17 protein-coding genes are annotated in these 17667 nt (G+C 35.5%); 6 read left to right on the plus strand and 11 right to left on the minus strand.

What is annotated here, in order from left to right:
* Positions 1-45 precede the first annotated feature (45 nt).
* The 3 genes from FW778_RS08210 (at position 46) to FW778_RS08220 (ending at position 2789) form a co-directional block, all read left to right on the plus strand.
* A complete protein-coding gene (locus FW778_RS08210) occupies positions 46-813 on the plus strand; it encodes a hypothetical protein (protein WP_150414114.1) in 768 nt (255 codons plus the stop codon).
* Between the two features lie 42 nt (positions 814-855).
* A complete protein-coding gene (locus tag FW778_RS08215; protein WP_235906154.1) occupies positions 856-2013 on the plus strand; it encodes a methionine aminotransferase in 1158 nt (385 codons plus the stop codon).
* 170 nt (positions 2014-2183) lie between these two features.
* Positions 2184-2789 (plus strand): DUF4142 domain-containing protein, encoded by a 606-nt coding sequence (locus FW778_RS08220; RefSeq protein WP_150414115.1) that lies wholly within the window; start codon positions 2184-2186, stop codon positions 2787-2789.
* Between the two features lie 64 nt (positions 2790-2853).
* On the opposite strand, the gene nadA is transcribed toward FW778_RS08220, so the two are convergent.
* Positions 2854-3864 (minus strand): quinolinate synthase NadA, encoded by a 1011-nt coding sequence (gene nadA, locus FW778_RS08225; protein ID WP_150414116.1) that lies wholly within the window; start codon positions 3862-3864, stop codon positions 2854-2856.
* A gap of 541 nt (positions 3865-4405) precedes the next feature.
* On the opposite strand from nadA, the gene FW778_RS08230 reads away from it, so the two are divergent.
* The gene (locus FW778_RS08230) at positions 4406-6541 is read left to right on the plus strand and encodes a SurA N-terminal domain-containing protein (RefSeq protein ID WP_150414117.1); all 2136 of its coding nucleotides are present in this window, start codon (positions 4406-4408) and stop codon (positions 6539-6541) included.
* A 146-nt stretch (positions 6542-6687) separates the two neighbouring features.
* On the plus strand, positions 6688-7197 hold the full coding sequence (locus tag FW778_RS08235; protein ID WP_202552113.1) for a DUF2480 family protein: 510 nt from the start codon (positions 6688-6690) through the stop codon (positions 7195-7197).
* Between the two features lie 42 nt (positions 7198-7239).
* On the opposite strand, the gene FW778_RS08240 is transcribed toward FW778_RS08235, so the two are convergent.
* From FW778_RS08240 to dnaN, 4 genes are all read right to left on the minus strand, one after another.
* Complete coding sequence (locus tag FW778_RS08240; protein ID WP_150414119.1) at positions 7240-7764, minus strand: YybH family protein; 525 nt, start codon at positions 7762-7764, stop codon at positions 7240-7242.
* A gap of 61 nt (positions 7765-7825) precedes the next feature.
* Complete coding sequence (kdsB, locus tag FW778_RS08245; protein ID WP_150414120.1) at positions 7826-8560, minus strand: 3-deoxy-manno-octulosonate cytidylyltransferase; 735 nt, start codon at positions 8558-8560, stop codon at positions 7826-7828.
* Positions 8561-8604: 44 nt separating this feature from the next.
* A complete protein-coding gene (locus FW778_RS08250; protein WP_150414121.1) occupies positions 8605-9048 on the minus strand; it encodes a hypothetical protein in 444 nt (147 codons plus the stop codon).
* A 16-nt stretch (positions 9049-9064) separates the two neighbouring features.
* Complete coding sequence (gene dnaN, locus FW778_RS08255) at positions 9065-10180, minus strand: DNA polymerase III subunit beta (RefSeq protein ID WP_150414122.1); 1116 nt, start codon at positions 10178-10180, stop codon at positions 9065-9067.
* A gap of 170 nt (positions 10181-10350) precedes the next feature.
* Here dnaN and FW778_RS08260 point away from each other — a divergent pair, with 170 nt between their 5' ends.
* The gene (locus FW778_RS08260; RefSeq protein ID WP_150414123.1) at positions 10351-11070 is read left to right on the plus strand and encodes an NYN domain-containing protein; all 720 of its coding nucleotides are present in this window, start codon (positions 10351-10353) and stop codon (positions 11068-11070) included.
* Position 11071: 1 nt separating this feature from the next.
* Here the strand turns inward: FW778_RS08260 and FW778_RS08265 are convergent, their stop codons facing one another.
* The 6 genes from FW778_RS08265 to FW778_RS08290 all read right to left on the minus strand — a co-directional run bounded on the left by FW778_RS08265 (position 11072) and on the right by FW778_RS08290 (position 17589).
* The gene (locus tag FW778_RS08265) at positions 11072-11671 is read right to left on the minus strand and encodes a DNA-3-methyladenine glycosylase family protein (RefSeq protein WP_150414124.1); all 600 of its coding nucleotides are present in this window, start codon (positions 11669-11671) and stop codon (positions 11072-11074) included.
* Between the two features lie 30 nt (positions 11672-11701).
* The gene (gene cysS, locus FW778_RS08270; RefSeq protein ID WP_150414125.1) at positions 11702-13189 is read right to left on the minus strand and encodes a cysteine--tRNA ligase; all 1488 of its coding nucleotides are present in this window, start codon (positions 13187-13189) and stop codon (positions 11702-11704) included.
* Positions 13190-13332: 143 nt separating this feature from the next.
* Entirely contained in the window at positions 13333-14466 is a 1134-nt protein-coding gene (locus FW778_RS08275) for an endonuclease/exonuclease/phosphatase family protein (protein WP_150414126.1), read from the minus strand.
* A 48-nt stretch (positions 14467-14514) separates the two neighbouring features.
* Positions 14515-15450: a rhomboid family intramembrane serine protease gene (locus tag FW778_RS08280; RefSeq protein WP_150414127.1), complete on the minus strand. Its 936-nt coding sequence runs from the start codon at positions 15448-15450 to the stop codon at positions 14515-14517.
* A 76-nt stretch (positions 15451-15526) separates the two neighbouring features.
* Entirely contained in the window at positions 15527-16135 is a 609-nt protein-coding gene (locus tag FW778_RS08285; RefSeq protein WP_150414128.1) for a rhomboid family intramembrane serine protease, read from the minus strand.
* A gap of 215 nt (positions 16136-16350) precedes the next feature.
* On the minus strand, positions 16351-17589 hold the full coding sequence (locus FW778_RS08290; RefSeq protein ID WP_150414129.1) for a glycosyltransferase family 2 protein: 1239 nt from the start codon (positions 17587-17589) through the stop codon (positions 16351-16353).
* Between the last annotated feature and the right edge of the window lie 78 nt (positions 17590-17667).

Genomic DNA, 17667 nt, shown 5'->3' on the forward strand with positions numbered 1-17667 from the left:
TTTCGTTTTTTTCCTTTTACACGATTTTGTCCCTAACAATTTCACATGAAGCTATTTTCCCTTTTTTTAGCGCTGCTACTATTTTTACCTCTTTTGTTTAATATTTCTGCCTGTGAGAAACCTGTATATGATAACAGTGAAATGTTTGATCCTTCTTTATCAAAGCTTAATTCAGTAAATAAACTTATTGAATACTCTGATAGCTCGGCTAATTGCAAACACATAAAAATAGGTACATTAGAGTATGGAATCTTAGTTGGTTCAATTTTAAGAAAGCGTTTTTACCACGGCTTTTCCTATTACACCTTTCAAGAAAACTGGCTTGCGGTAGCTGCACAAGCAAGTTTAGGCAGAGCTTTGGCTTCACCGGTAGATCCTAACGAAATACTTAAATTTCCATATGCGGGGTGCTCCCAACAAGCCATCGTGATGATGCGTATTATGAAAGAAAAAAATGTGCCTTTCAGGAGTGTTGGCTTTCCTCATCACTATGCTACTGAACTTTTCTTTAAAAATAGCTGGTATATTTTTGATTCGAATCTGGAGCCTAAAATCAAACCTAAAGAAAGAAAAGAAAACAATTGGAAAAGCTCTGCAGATTCTCTTAAAAAATTTTATAGAGGCGGCAATCAATATCTCAACTGGACCTTTGGAAACGCTACTCCTATTATTTTTGGAAAACCTAATGCAGATCCGGCTCCGCACGCATCAATTTTTCAAATTATAACTAAATTTCTCTCAAAGATTCTCTGGATTTTTCCATTGCTCTTTCTTGTATATGAGTATAAAATAAAAGCTCTTTTAATAAAATAACGTTGTATACTTTTGACTACTCTTTCTTCAAAAAATATACAATTGAACACCATATCTATTAAAAGCAAACTTCCCAACACAGGCCAAACTATTTTTTCGGTAATGAGTTCGCTTGCAGTAAAGCATAACGCAATAAACCTTGGCCAGGGATTTCCTGATTTTCCAATGAATGAAACACTTATTGATCTGGTTAATACAGCCATGAAGAACAATCACAATCAGTATGTTCATATGGATGGGCTTATATCATTACGGGAAAGCATATCCGAAAAAATTTCTTTTTTATATCAAAAAAATATTAACCCTGAAACTGAAATTACTATAACGCCCGGGGCTACTTATGCTATTTATACTGCCCTTACTTCAGTATTACAGCAGGACGATGAAGTTATTGTTTTTGAGCCCGCCTACGATAGCTATATCCCAAATATCGAAATCAATGGTGCAAAGGCTATAAAAATTTCACTGCAGTATCCGGATTATAAAATTAATTGGATGGAGGTTAAAGAAAATATTTCTGATGCTACAAGAATGATCATCATAAACTCGCCGAACAACCCAACGGGTAACATTCTTGAGGCAAATGATCTGTTGCAGCTACAAACCATTGTTTCCGGTACAGGAATTTTAATAATGAGCGATGAAGTCTATGAGCACATCGTTTTTGACGGAAGACAACATGCAAGTATCTTAAAATATCCAGATCTTTTTAACCGCAGTTTTATTTCCTTTTCCTTTGGAAAAGTATATAATTGCACAGGTTGGAAAATAGGTTATTGCATCGCACCAGCATATTTAATGAATGAATTCAGGAAAGTCCACCAGTTTAATTGTTTTAGTTGCAACTCTCCTGTACAATTTGCTCTTGCAGAATTTCTTAAAGAAAAGAAAATTTACCTGGAGCTGGGGAACATCCTACAACAAAAAAGAGATTTTTTTTATAGTTTAATGAAAGAAACAAAGTTTAAGGCTCTTCCTTCGCAGGGAAGTTATTTTCAACTTTATAATTATTCTGAAGTAAGCGAATTAAGTGAAATTGATTTCGCGAAACTTCTTACAGAAAAAGCTCGTGTTGCAACGATACCATTATCTTCCTTTTATAGAGCCAGCGTAGATAAAAATGTTTTAAGATTTTGTTTTGCAAAAAAAGAAAGCACCTTAACAGAAGCTGTTGAAAGATTATTAAGATTCAATCCTTAAACCCTTCTCAAATAAGACGTGTTGTGGAACATGCTCACATAGGTTAAAATTTTCAACAGTTTAGAAACTTTACAGCTTACGAACCATCTTTCCAGAATGAAAATTTTATGGGAATGAATTTTGATTTTATATTTTAAATCAAAATATTCTTAACACTAAAAATTAACAAAATGAAAAAGCTCTTGATCGTATTTCTATTATTTTCGGGCTCCTGCTTATTTTATGGATGTAATGGACATAATACAAGTTCGGAAAGTTCAACAAGTGATTCAACATCAACCACAGCAACAGATACTTTGGGAACCCGCATGGATACGATGACTAATACAACCGGGACAGCTATGGTAGATGCAAAAGCAAAAGGCTTTGCTGCAGATGCTGCCACCGGCGGAATGTTGGAAGTTGAGCTTGGAAACCTTGCACAACAAAAAGCAACTAGCCAGGCGGTAAAAAATTTTGGAAGAATGATGGTGGATGATCACACTAAAGCAAAAGATAATCTTAAAACGATTGCCACTCAAAAAAATATAGATTTACCTCCGGCTATTACAGATGATCAAAGAAAAGATATTGATAAATTGAGTAAAAAAACAGGTGCCGACTTTGATAAGGCTTATGTTGATATGATGGTGGATGATCATAAAAAAGATATAGCAGCATTCAAAAAAGCACAGGGAGATGTATCAGATAATGACATCAAAAATTTTATAACTAATACATTACCCACGCTTCAAAAACATTTAGACGCCATACAGGCAATTAAGGCCAAAATGTAAGTTTTACTATTCTGTATTAAAAAAAGAGGTATTAAAAAAATGCCTCTTTTTTTTACTTTTCTTTTTACAAACCGTACCGGTGGCTTATTTCAAGCATTCGTTCTATTGGTTTCTTTGAAGCAATTAGTAACTCTTCATCCATTATTATTTTCGGCTCTTCATATTCCATACATAAATATAATTTTTCAAGCGTATTTAATTTCATGTAAGGGCAGTCGTTGCATGCACACATATTATCAGGAGGCGCTGGTATAAAGGTTTTTCCGGGAGATTGAATTTGCATCTGGTGAAGTATTCCTGTTTCGGTAACAACAATAAATTCCTGTGCGTCATTCTCAATAGTGTACTTTAAAAGCGACGTAGTACTTCCTATAAAATCTGCTATTCGTAGTACGGGTTCTTCACATTCCGGATGCGCAATTACTTTTGCTTTTGGATGCCTGATTTTTAATTTAGTAATTTTCTCAAGACTAAAAATTTCATGAACAATGCAGGCACCGTTCCATAAAACCATCTCCCTGCCTGTCTTCTTTTTCAAATAAGCACCAAGGTTTTTATCTGGTGCAAAAATTATTTTTTGATCTTTTGGAAGGCTTTCGATTATCGCCTGTGCGTTGGACGAGGTACAGATTATATCGCTTAAAGCCTTCATTCCCGCTGAACAATTTATGTAAGTTATTACGATATGATCCGGGTATTTATCCCTGAATTTTTTAAAAAGTTCAGGGGGTGCGGAATCACTCAATGAACAACCGGCTTTTAAGTCAGGCAGTAAAACCTTTTTTTGCGGATTCAAAATTTTAGCTGTCTCAGCCATGAAATGAACGCCCGCAAAAACGATTATATCAGCATCTGTGGATTGTGCTTTTTGTGCAAGACCAAGGCTATCGCCAATAAAATCTGCAACATCCTGTATATCGGGTTCCTGGTAATAGTGGGCAAGTATAATCGCATTTTTTTCCTTTTTTAATCTTTCAATTTCTGCAAACAAGTCCAAGTTAACATCAATATCGATATCAAGAAAACCTTTTTTCTCTAAGTTCTTTTTCGCGGCCTCAATGTGTATATCTGCCATAGTATTTAATATTAATACATTATTTATTTAATAGCTTATTACTATTATGTATGTGAATTTGTGGATAGTCAGCATTTTTAAATTGATACAAAATTAAAACATCTGTTTTATCCACGTCATTCCACAAATACTTAACATCAATCTTTAACATGTGGTTCTACATGAACGGGTTTTATAAACATACGTAGATAAAAAGTTATGAGGATAAAAAAACAGCTCATTTTGTACAATATTTTTGTGAATCGAATAAGAAGAAAATGTTTGTTTTTAATATTATCACTAAGAATTTTGCTAAAACCGCTTTCTTATTAGAATTTATCAAGGTCAATTTTTTTAAAATGCGTGGTTATTAACAGTAAATAAAATTTGCCCCCAACACATTGTTGATAAAATTTAGACGACAATTAAATTAATAGTTTTTGCTAAAAGACTTTTCTCCGAAGCTCTTACGTGTACTATTTTATATGAGTTTTCCACAGTTTGTTCCTATCTTATTTTACACTATTTTTGCCCTCCATTTAAAATAAAGAGAACAAAAATTATGTCAATAATTCAGACAATTCGTGAGAGAGGAGCAGTAATAGTAATTGCCATCATCGCAATTAGCCTTATCGGATTTATACTAATGGATTCAAGAAGCGGAACGGGCAAATTATTCGGTGGAGGAAATACTACAACCATTGGTAGTGTTAATGGTGATAAGATAGAGTTGTCGGACTTTAATGACAAAGTTAAAGACATGGAACAGCAATATCAAAATAGCGGTTCCTCACAAACAGATCAAATAAGGCAATCTACCTGGGACCAAATGGTTGCTGAAAAAATAGTTACAGAACAATTTGATGATTTGGGAATTACTTTCACTCCCAAAGAAATGAGTTCTATAATGTTTAGTAACGATGCCCCTCAGCAGCTTAAGCAAGCTTTTACGAATAAACAGACAGGTGAATATGATATTGTGCAGGCGCAACAATGGTGGGCTCAAACAAAGAGAACTAAAAATGACGAGCAAAGAAAGGCAATTAACTCGCAGGTGATAGAACCAATGCGCCTTAATAGCCTTTATACAAAGTATACAGCTATGATTGCTGCAAGTATATATATACCAAAATGGCTTTCAAAAGAACAGGATGAACAAAAAAATAATTTTGCCAATATTTCTTACGTTGCCATACCATATAGCTTAATTAGCGACAGTACGGTTAAGGTAACTGATGATGATATTGAAAGCTACATCAATAAAAATAAATTAAAATATAAACAGGAAGCCGGGCTGATGGTTTCCTACGTAACTTTTAGCGCTTCAGCAAATAGCAAAGACAGCGTGGCTATCAGGAAATCTTTAGAAGACATGAAACCTCAGCTCAGAGCCGATTCTAACGCTTCTTCTTTTTTAGCAAGAAATTCTACAGCCATTCCATATTTTGATGGTTATACACCAAAATCAAAGCTGCAAGTGCCATTTAAGGATTCAATTATTTATTTACAGGACGGACAAGTTTTTGGGCCATATCTTGACGGAAAAAATTATGTACTAGCGAAAAAAGTTTCAACAAAAATATTACCCGATAGTATTAAATGCCGGCACATATTAATCGCAACGAGCGACAGGCAAACCGGCCAGCCAACTATGCCCGACAGTACCGCACATAAATTAGCCGATAGTATTGCAACGGCAATTAAAAACGGCGCTAATTTTGATTCGCTTGAAACAAAATTTTCATCAGACTCTGTTGCGCATAAAGATAAAGGCGTAATGTCTTTTGATCTTACCACTATACAAAGTGAAGATTTTGCAAAAGAGTTTGGAGAATTTTTATTGAATGAAAAAGGGGAAACCAAAAAGGTGGTAAAAACACAATTTGGCTGGCATTATATAGAAATATTAGATAAGAAAAATTTGGAACCTTCTTATAAAATTGCTTACATGGCAAAAGAAATTGCTCCAAGCGATGAAACGATTAATGATGCAAACGCTGCGGCCAACAAGCTTGCAGGTCAAGCAAGAGATAAGCAGGCATTCGATAAATATGTTGCTCAAAACGGGTTAAAAGAAGTGGATGTGCCGACCCCAATTAAAGAAAACGATTTTCAATTAGGAGGATTGCAGGATGCAAGACAGGTTGTAAAATGGGCTTTCAATGCAAAAGAAGGTGAAGTTTCGGAACCTTTTTCAATAAAAGACGACTTTATAGTAGCGGTGATCGACAGGAAAATAAAAGAAGGTACACCCGATGTAAAGACAGCCAGGCCGATGGTTGAGTCAACTGTAAGGAATCTGAAAAAGGCTGAAGAGATAAAAAGGAAATTAAATAATCCTTCCACTTTAGAAGCCGCAGCGAAAGTTTATAACCAGCAGGTTTTAACCACAGGTGGTGATTCAACTCTTACGTTTGATGCACAATTAATTAATGGTGTAGGTAATGAACCAAAGGTTGCGGGTGCTGCTTTTAATAAAACTTACCAATCAAAGGTTTCTCCCGCAATTGCTGGTAATACCGGTGTGTTTGTAATTAAGATAAATAGCATTTCCGCCAAACCGCCGGTTACTCCCGAAATGGCGGAACAACAAAAGACTGCAGAAATAAACCGGGCATTACAATCAGCTATGGGGCAGTCTTTCGGGTCGCTAAAGAAGATGGCAACCATAAAAGATTATAGAAGTAAATTCTTTTAAAAAAAAATATTTTTAAAGTGAGCCATCCACAACGGATGGCTTCTTTGTTTTAAAGAACGTCTATCGTTTTAGAAATCCTTTATAGCGGTTTGTTAAGTTGTTTATCATAAAAAGCGATGTTCGTAACTTTACAGTAATATATAAATATGGAAGAAATAATTGTAAACAAAGTATCTCAAAGTTCCCTTGAGACAATTGACCTGGAGAAATTTTACCCCGAAGGAGACACAATTGTTTTCGATATGAAAGATTATTTATTCATGGAACTTATTTTAAAAGAAAAAGATTACCGGGAAAGTCTTAAAAAGAAGGATTGGTCGGTTTATGAAAATAAAAATGTTTCTATAATTTGCTCTGCAGAAGCAATAATTCCTTTATGGGCGTATATGCTTGCCGTAAGCTACTTACAGCCCGTTGCCAAAGATGTGGTAGTAGGTAATGAATCTTTTATGCATGAAGTATTATATTTAAAAAATCTTGGGAAAATAAATGCGAAAGATTTCGAGGGGAAAAGAGTTGTTATAAAAGGCTGTGGCGAAAAAGAAATTCCCGCTTCGGTTTATGCAGAAATAACAAAAATATTGTTACCGGTTGTACAAAGTATAATGTACGGAGAGCCTTGCAGTACGGTTCCGGTTTTTAAAAAGCGAAATTAAACTCCGGGCAATATTTTCGATTAATCCTTTCCGTTAGTTTGTTTAATGAAGTTTGATTTTTTTGATAGCTACAGTATCAGGAAGATCTGTGGTCCAGATATCGCGAAACATCTTCCAATTACCAGATTCCTGTTTCCAAAGCACGATATATTTTCCTTTATCAATTCGTTTCCCTAAACTGTCGGACAGGCTATAAGTGCCTTCTTCGGCAACGATACTGCTGTCTCCCCAAATGTTTATTGTAGAAATATCAATTTTCTTAAATCCTTTTTCCATCGACTGGTTGAAGTAATGCTTTATATCATCACTTCCCTTGATGGTAGGCATGCCGGCTGCCATAATTTTTGCATCGGTTGTATAGCAACTTGCCACAGCCAGGGAATCACCCGCTTTAAACGATTTCATAAAGTTCTCATTGCTTTGTGTAATGGACGCTTCAGCTTGCTTTATATCAAAAACCGAAGCAGATTTTTCTATGCTCGCTTTATCATTTTCATTACAGCCAAACGATAAGGCGATAATAAGACCACTAAAGACAAAAAATTTTAAGTAAGATAATCCAGGCATATCAATAATTTATGTGTTGAAATCTACAATAATTCTGCCTAAGATTAAGGATATTAAATTTCTAATAAGAAATCAGAAGCTTCCTGGCTTTTTCCAGATCTTCAGGTGTATCTATAGAAACCGGCGATTCGTTTGTAAGTACCATTTTAATTTTGATTCCATTTTCGAGGTACCGGAGTTGTTCCAGTTTTTCACAGGTTTCAAGAGGTGTTTGCTTCCAACGGGTGAAATTCATCAAAGCTTCTTTTCGGTATGCGTATATGCCAATGTGTTTATAGTAAACAACATTTGCTGTTGTATCTCTTTTAAAGGGGATTATGCTTCGGCTAAATAGCAAAGCATTTAAATTTTTATCAACAACAATCTTAACCGAATTGGGGTCGGCGATGAGAGTGCCATCTTTTATTTCATGCATTAAAGAAGCTACTTCTATATGATGGTTATTATCATGTTGAAATACCTGTAAGAGTTTTTGAAGCGGTTCTCTTTTTACAAAAGGTTCATCGCCCTGAACATTAATGATTACATCAACATCAATATCTGCAGCAGCTTCTGCAATTCGTTCGCTTCCGCTTTCGTATTCACCGCGGCTCATTATTGCATATCCGCCATTCTCTACAATTTCATTAAAAATAACCTGGCTGTCAGTTACAACAATTACTTCATCAAATAATAATGTGGCAACCGTGTTTTCATAAGTGTGTCTTATAACTGTTTTTTCACCAAGCATTTTCATAAGCTTGCCGGGAAAACGGGTAGCTTCATAACGGGCAGGAATAAGCGCAATTGATTTCATATAACTTTAGCCTTTACCGGCAGATTATTTTTTGGTGTAAAATACTAATTCAAATTTTCCGGGTTAAATATAGCGGTATCTGTATTTAAGGGTTCTGGTAAGGTATTACTTTCATAACCGCAGTTGCTGCATTTATAAACATTCTCAGCCGAAACTGCGTAGCTTGAAAATATCCAGCTCAAAATTGCTGTAATCATATTAGCGGCATCTCTTTTGGGAACCTGGTCAATTTTATGTGAACCGCATTTTGGGCAAACGGCTTTGCTTTGATAGTCTTTATCAAATTGTTTTAACAATTCAAAAACTTCAGGCGCATCTTCTTTTTTAACAACGAGTTTAATTCCGCCAACGGCGTTTGTTAGCAATGGGTCCATTGTTACAGTGAATTCGTCTTTCAGGTAACATTCAACACCTCCATTTCTTAACCTTGCCAATAAAATATTTGCGGAAAAATAATTACTAAACGTTCTTACGGTTACCAATTCCATATAAGGATGTGTAAAACTAACTGTTAAGCATAAGCGGCATTACCAGCATTAAAAGAATTTCGTCTTCAGTTGTTTCTGAAGGCTTTATAATGCCGGCTTTTGTGGGAGTACTTAATTCAATAACAACTTCTTCTGTTTCCGCAGCATTCAACATTTCAATTAAAAACTTAGCATTGAAAGCTATTTGAAGATCTTCACCATCGTACTGGCAAGTCATACGTTCATTTCCTTCAAAGCTAAAATCAACATCCTGTGCGGCAAGCTGCAATTCGCTTCCACTAATTGTGAGAGCAACCTGGTTGGTGCTTTTATTACTAAATACGCTTACTCTTCTTAATGCATTTTGGAAATCGTTTTTATTAACGGTAAGCTTGTAAGGATTATCAGTTGGAATTACCACTTTATAATCCGGGAATCTTGCGTCTATAAGGCGACAAACGAGCTCAGTGCCGCCATGTTTTACAAATAAATGATTTTTGTTGTAGGAGATTTGCAATTCATCATCGTTAGAAGGAAGCGCTCCTTTTAATAAATTCAAAGGTTTTTTTGGAACAATAAAAGTATCCGTTTTTGGACAAGCCACATCAAGCCTTGTAAAACGAACCAAACGATGCGCATCAGTTGCAACGCACGTAATTCCTTTATCAGAAAGTTCAAAGAAAACACCCGTCATAGCAGGCCTAAGATCGTCATTGCTTACTGCGAACAGGCATTTATTTATCGCTGTTACTAAAGCAGATGAAGGCATCGTAAAAGCATTAGTGGCGTCAGCAACCGGTTCTTTTGGAAAATTATCAGGGTTTTCGCCCATTACTTTGTACTTACCATTATCGCTGGTTATTTCAACTCCAAAATTTTTATCGATATTAAAAGTAAGAGGCTGCTCAGCAATATTTTTAAGAGAATCCAATAATATTTTTGACGGGATACAAACTTTGCCGCTGTCTTTTGCCTCTATATCTATATTTATTTTCATTACAGTTTCCAAATCGGTCGCTACCACAGTAAGTTTATTTTTTTCAATCTCAAACAAAAAATCTTCGAGAATTGGTAATACGGTGTTTGCATTTATTACGCCGCTTATTTGTTGAAGGTGTTTTAATAACTGTGTTGAGGAAACGATAAACTTCATAAAAAATATTTAATAATGCCAAAGATAAAAGATTCGCATTAATGAAATCAATATAGAGAAATTAAATTGAAACAAAGCTGGCTTCTTCTATAATGGCCTCTAAACAGCGGCCCGAATGCCGGAAATGACGTTCTGGACGTTTAATCATAATTTTGCACTAATTATTTTTTATGGATATTAAAAATCAAAAGATCGCTTTGCTTGTAGATGGTGACAATGCACAGGCAAAATTAATCGACCTTATCCTGGAAGAAGCTTCCAAATATGGAAAGGTTACTATACGAAGGGTTTATGGCGACTGGACCACGCAGCACATGAATCATTGGAAAAGCCTGCTTAACGAAATGGCTTTTAATCCAATTCAAAAATTTTCTTACACCACCGGGAAAAATTCCACTGATAGCGCATTAATTATTGATGCGATGGATATTTTACATGATAACCTGGTAGATGGTTTTTGTATTGTTTCCAGCGATAGTGATTATACAGGACTTGCAAAGCGAATTCGGGAAGATGGAATTTTTGTAATGGGAATCGGTGAACAAAAGACACCTAATGCGTTTGTAAAGTCGTGTGAGATTTTTACTTATGTTGAGAACCTCGAGCCCAAAGCAGAAATGCCTGCAAAAAAAGAAGCAGAAAAAAAGCAGGTTGAAAAAGCGCCAATCAATATAAAACTAATTAATAAGGCCTATGATATGAGCATAAACGAAAGTAATGAAGCTTACATTTCAACACTCGGTATTAATTTAAGAAAGCTCGATCCCAGTTTTGATGTGCGCACTTACGGATGTAAAACATTAACGCAGTTCTTTTCCAAACTCCGCAATTTTGTTGTTGTGGATAATGTGGTAAATGGGTTAAATAATCCTTTGGTGAAAAAGAAATAGTTTATTCGCCATCTTTCCAGCCCCACAAATAGCGGCTTGCATAGGTCCTGTAAGGAGACCATTTTAGAGATATTTTTTCAATCTTTTCCCTCAACAATTTTTTATCTGTTTCTTTTAGTTTATAGAGTTTAATAACACTGTTTTTAAGGCCAAGGTCATCTATGGCAAAAACATCTTCTCTGCCCAGCGTAAACATTAAAATCATTTCTACCGTCCATTTGCCAACGCCTTTAATTTGAGTAAGTAATTCAAGCACTTCTTCATTACTCATTTTATTTAACCGGGCATCGGTTATTTTATTCTCTATAAAAAACCGGCAAACATTATGAACGTAAGACGCTTTTGCATTTGAAAAACCAATACTTCTAAAAACAGACGCAGGTATATCTAAAATTTGTTTTGCAGTAGGTTCTTTGCTTCCAAATAGATCCAGAAAGCGGTTGTATAAAACCTTAGCGACCTTTGTACTCAATTGCTGGCTTAAAATAGAAGAGCATAAATGCAAATAGACTTTGTTTCTTTTTAATAAAACATAAGGTTCCTGTTTATCAATAAGGGTTTTAAGTTTCTTATCTTGTGATAAATGAATGATATGTTCCATAATTAGGTAATGATATTCTATTCTACTTTATTAACCGGCACTCCAACTGATACTCCCATCCTTTTCATCTTTCATTTCGATGCCGAGTTCTGCAAGCTGTTTTCTTATTTTATCTGAAGTATAAAAATCTCTTTTCGACTTTGCTTCCTTCCTTATATCAGCCAATAATTCCATAACCCCGTTGAGGGTTTCATTATTTTGAGAAAGCGATTGCAACCCGAGAATATTCTCAAGATAAATTGTAAAGACATCTTTCGTACGGTGAAGCGTAGCCGAAGAAATTGCATCTTTTCTAATAAGCCCATCTTTCAATGAATTAATAACAGGAACAATTTCAAATATATTGGCTAACACTTTTGCAGTATTGAAATCATCGTTCATAAATTCATCAAATTCATCTATAAGCTTATTTATTTTATTGTCTAATTCTGAATCGGCCGGTAAATCAATATTCGCGCTTTTCAGCTTCTTTAAAATTTCATAGGCTTCCCATAATCTTTTTAAACCTTTTTCGGCAGCAACAAGGGCTTCACTGCTAAAATCCAGCGTACTTCTATAATGAGTTTGTAATATAAAAAACCGGATCGTCATGGGGTTAAAAGCCTGGGTTAACAAGGGGTGATTGCCACTAAACATTTCGGTAAGCTTTATAACATTGTTATAACTCTTACCCATTTTTTTCCCGTTAATGGTTATCATATTATTGTGCATCCAGTATTTTGCAGGCTCAACATGATTGCAAATCCAGCTTTGGGCAATTTCACTTTCGTGGTGTGGAAACTGCAGGTCCATTCCACCTCCGTGAATATCAAACCTTGAACCTAAATATTTCGTTGCCATAGCGGAGCATTCAATATGCCACCCAGGGAAACCTTCTCCCCACGGGCTTTTCCAGCGCATGATGTGCTGTGGCGGAGCTGACTTCCATAAAGCAAAATCGGCCTTGTTTCTTTTTTCATCCTGTCCTTCCAGCGACCGGGTTGTTTCCAAAAGATCATCAACAATACGCCCGCTCAGCTCTCCATAGTTATGTGTTGCTGCATATTTTTTTACATCAAAATATACTGATCCGTTTACAACATAACCATAACCGGCTTCAATAATTTTTTCAATCATGTTTATTTGTTCAACAATATGGCCCGTTGCAGTGGGTTCAATATTTGGATCCAGCGTATTAAACTGTTTCATTGCCCAATGAAAAAGATTAGTGTACTTCTGTACGAGCTCCATCGGCTCTACTTTTTCGAGTTGCGCTTTTTTAGATATTTTATCTTCAGCTTCGCGGCCCTCTTCTTCGAAATGCCCGGCATCCGTTATGTTGCGGACATAACGTACTTTATATCCGAGGTAAGTAAGATATCGAACAACCACATCGAAAGTTATATAAGGTCGTGCATGACCCAGGTGGCTTTCGCCACTAACGGTAGGGCCGCAAACGTACATTCCCACATGAGGTGGAGTTATGGGCTTGAAAATTTCTTTTTGCCTGGTGAGTGAGTTATATAATTTAAGCGGCATATAAGTCTCTTGTCTTTAAAAAACGAAAAATAAATTTTTTTGAAAGCGTAATTCTGCAAAGGTATGTTGTATGCCCTATGGGCAACAGGAGCAACAATAAAAAAGAAAAGAAAATCTTGTATTCATTTCGATAAAGATAAAAATTATTTTGTGTTTTGCGGAGGAATTAAATCTGCTATTATCGGGAAATGATCGCTGAGCAACTTTTTAACTCTTATAAATTGTGTTATAGAAAAATCTTTATCAGCAAAAATATTATCGATGCGCAGTGTGGGAGAAATAGTGCTGAAAGTTCTTGCAATACCGAAACCCTTTTCTACAAAGGCATTTTTAAGACCTGTGCCAATAGTTTCATAAGCATAAGAATTAGGGACGTCATTAAAATCTCCGCAAATAATTACCGGGTATGGGCTATGGTCAATTTCATCTTTAATAAAATTTGCCTGAATAGATCTTTTAATAAAGCCTGTTTTTATTTTTGAAATGATGCTCTTCGATTCGGTAATGTTGCTATCACTATTTAACCCCGCATTATCAAGATAATTAAGATTGGACTTTGTAAATTTTAATGATTGCAAATGAATATTAAAAACACGAATAGTATCAGTGCCTGAGAGCACATCGATATATTGAAAAGTTGCATTATAATTATTAGGATAATTAACTACAGTTTGCTTATTTATTATTGGCAGCTTCGAAAAAATAATTCTACCAAAATGATGATTATTATCAAAATCATCTTTAAGGCTGTACGAATAAAAATAATCAACGAACCTTAATGCTTTTTGAATGTCGGGAAAATAATTGATACCTTTCTTTTTATCGCCGGCTACTACTTCCTGGAAACAGGCAATATCCGGATCATATTTATTGATAAGATCAAACATCTCCTGTTTAATTTCAGGATGATCTTTGTGATGCAGAATATTAAACTGCTCAACATTCCAACTCATCACACGAATACTCCCCGGTTTCTTCTGCATAGTAAAAGAAGAAGAAAAATGAAGAGGAAAAATATTAATAACAGCATGCCAGCCAGCCAGGAGAGTAATTAGAGAAACGAAGCACCACAAAGACTTTTTAAAAAGCCAGAATATAAAAAAGAAGAGAAGAGCAATTAATAAATAGGCAAGTACAAAAGTAAATAATCCCAAAAACCACCAACCAGCCGGATTAAAATATTTAACATAGGCACCCGCGAGGAAAAATATTGCAACGACAAAGTTAATGGCAATAAAAATAATTTTTGCAAGCCTGCGCAGAAATGGTTTTTCCATTTACATTATAACGCTTTAGTAAGAGTAGTTGAAAACAAGAAACAGTTATTAAAAATCACTTTCTCCAGCTCTTTTTAAAATATTTTTTTCTTCTTCGGATAATAAATGAAAACCTTTTTGATTTATTTTATCAAGAATTTCATCGATTCTTTGCTGGGTAATAATTGAATGTTTTTCAAACGGCTTTTGATTCCCGGTTTTGTAAAACAATTTTTCTTTTGTTTTCTGCGGAGTTAATATTTTTTTATCAGGGTTGCAAAGGTCAAGGAACCAATTGTAAAATCTAAGCATCCAGGCGCCTCCATCATATCCTCGGCGAAGGGCAACAATAAAAAGAAAACCAGTAAGCCCGCCGGTTAAGTGCGCCAAAAGGTATGCAGGAGCAGCAGTTCCAACGCTTGCAATATCTATTATTATAAATAAAATGGTTAGAACCCACAGAGGAATGCCGCCATTCAACATTCTGAAAATTCTATAATCAGGTGCAAGCGCAGTAGTGGCAATGGCTACGGCCATAATAGACGCACTGGCACCCTCAAAAAAAGAAGAACTAATAAATGGTCTGAGTTGTGGAATCGCATAATTTGTTGCAATAAAAACAATAGCACCGGCGATACCTCCATATAAATAAACAGGAAATATTTTTTTATTGCCCGCCATGTCCTGCAAAATAGAACCGAACGCCCATAACCAAAGCATATTGGTGAAAGCTGCAATAATGTGCGTGTGCACAAACATGTAACTTAGTATCGTCCATGGCGCTTTAGCAAGCGTTGCCAGCTTAGCTGGTAAAATAAACCAGGGCAAAATTCTTGAAGCAAAAACTGCAGCAGATGAATCAGTAAGAATATAAATAAGCCTGATTAAGCCAGGAATAATAAGCCCAAATGCATTGATGGCAATAAGGGCCACTAAAGCGTTATTGTCTTCGCCAAGGGTTATCTTTCTAGCACGACGGTCAATATATCTTTCGGATTCTCCCATTTGTTCTTGTTCGTTTTATAAGGGAAGGGATATAAAATTACCAATTTCCTTTGAGTAAATTTCTTCTCTTTAAAATTTAATAAAACGTTTTTTTATTTGTTTTGTTCCAGACGATAACAAGGATGAGGCCCATAACTAAGCCGCCAAGGTGGGCAAAGTGAGCAACATTATCGCTCCCGGCAAACCCTCCGAAAATATCAAAGGCCGCAAAAATGGCTGCCATATATTTTGCTTTAATCGGAAAAGGGAAAGGAAGTATAAAAAATTCAGTATTAGGAAATGTATAAGCAAAAGCGGCCAATAGTCCCATGATAGCGCCCGAAGCACCAATAGCTGCACCGGTTGTTACAAAAAACATTTGCGTGAGACCTGCAGCGAGTCCGCAAACCAAATAGAATATCAGGAATTTTTTCGGACCCCAGATTCGCTCAAGCACAGAGCCAAAAATCCAGAGCGCATACATATTAAAAAGAATATGTAAAAATCCTCCGTGGGCAAACATGTGTGTTACTAACTGGTAAGGCTTAAACAATCCGCTGTTATAAGGATATAGTGCGAGAATATTCGTTAGTCCGAGAGTACTGTCGAAAACTAATTGAGCCACAAACACAATAGCATTTATTATGATAAGATTTAAAACTATCGGCGGAACCTTTTGAGACGGTCTGTAATTATTATATGCCATTCATTAATTTATTTAGCGTGCAAATTTCGGAAATAGTTATTGGAAATAAATAATTGATAACGATATTAACACATTGAGCTTTAATGCCAAAAGAAAAAAGTAGCAATTGTTACAAGTTTTTTGGCCTCGAATATATTAGTTAATAGGTGTGCGCATTTACGCAAACCGCTCATAACTAGCTGCGCTCTCTATTATTCAGCGGGCTGGCATACACGCTATTTATTTTCTTTCAAAGTAAAATTCCCGGCTTCGTTTTTATTGGAGCTGCTAATTAGCGAATGCAGTTTTGCCGCAAAAAAAATAATATCGATTTGTTGAGGTATATATGGCAGTATGGAAATAATTTTCTTAAAAGAAAGCTGGCCCTCACAGAAAATTATTTCGTTAGCTTTTTTGGCGGATATAATTTCAACCATTTTATTAGAAAACGCCTTTTGTTCAGGATCAGCCAGCACTTCTGCCAAAATATGCCCCACAGCTCTTTTATTAATTCCACATGTTTGAAACAGAACCGAAAGATCATTAAAATCTTCCCTTGATCCGGCAATAATCGCATTGGATATTTCAGCATTCAAGCAATTGTCCACAGCTTTGCTCCTTCTAAAAAATCGGGCCGTAACAGATAATGCAGCCCTGAAGAAAATCGCAACCTGTATAAAAAAATTAAATAAACCCGCGCTGGTTCCACCATAATGTTTTTTCACAAAAACACTCATGGCTTTATAAAACATTTTTACATAATTAAGACTCCCCTTTTTTGTACTCTCTCCTTTAAAATGAATGATGCAACTTTCGGCAAAATAAAAGTTTTTATAGCCGGCTTTTTGTATACGGTAGCTTAGGTCAATATCTTCACCGTACATAAAAAAGCTTTCATCAAAACCACCAACTGTATCTAGTATTTTTTTCGGAATTATCATAAATGCTCCGGCCAGCACATCCACTTCATGATTTACATTTTCATCCAGGTAACCAAGATGGTATTTCGAAAATAGCTTTGATCTCGGAAAAAATCGGGCAAGTCCTGATAATTTATACAAAGAAGTCAATGGCGAAGGAAAAGCTCTTTTGCTTTCTTTTAAAAACTTTCCCGAGCCATCAATCATTTTTACGCCACAGGCGATCGAGTTATTTTTCGATTGAATAAAAGAAATACATTTTTCAAAACAATCTTCAGGAACGATTGTATCAGGGTTTAAAAAAAGAATATAATCGCCTGAAGCCATCTTCAACGCCATATTATTGGCTTTCGCGAAGCCTTCATTTTTTATATTCCATATAAATTTTACCTGCGGGAAATTATTCTCAAAAAAATCCCTGCTTCCATCGGTAGAATTATTATCGACAACAAATATTTCTCCTTCGATATTTTTCATCGCTTTCTCCACCGAAAAAAGACAATACTCCAGGAAATATTTTACGTTATAATTTACTATGATTACGGAAAGGAGCAAGAGTAATTAAAAAGTTGACTGGTTAAAAAGTTGACTGGTTTATTGAAGGATAATTATTAATCCTATTCATTAATTGGA

Origin of the sequence: Ginsengibacter hankyongi (assembly GCF_008710285.1) — a bacterium.
GTDB lineage: Bacteria > Bacteroidota > Bacteroidia > Chitinophagales > Chitinophagaceae > Ginsengibacter > Ginsengibacter hankyongi.